The following is a 243-nucleotide window of genomic DNA, read 5'->3' on the forward strand; positions in this document are numbered from 1 at the left end:
GATTGGAATTGCGCCAATCTATTCGACATGGTAGTTAGAGAGAAACCTCTTAGATTTTGAGCTGTTGCCTAGTCTAAGAGGTTTTCTCCACTTCTTTCACTCAGATGAGTTTATGAAGTAACGTTTCGTGATTTTTTTAAGGAGTTTCTTCTTTCACAGTAACAGTAAATGCTTTGGTTTGAGATACAGAACCCTTAGTCAGAGTAGCTGTCAATGTTACCGTTGCATCGCCAGAACCATTAG

Annotated in this window: 1 protein-coding gene; it reads right to left on the bottom strand. The window is 39.1% G+C overall.

Going from position 1 to position 243, the window contains the following annotated elements; all coding sequences use genetic code 11:
• Positions 1-136: 136 nt before the first annotated feature.
• Positions 137-243, bottom strand: a 107-nt coding sequence (locus SB773_RS34135) for an immunoglobulin-like domain-containing protein (protein WP_410594935.1), incomplete at its 5' end; no start/stop codon positions are given.

The organism is Bacillus sp. SIMBA_074 (genome assembly GCF_046534555.1).
GTDB classification, from domain to species: Bacteria; Bacillota; Bacilli; order Bacillales; family Bacillaceae_G; genus Bacillus_A; species Bacillus_A mycoides.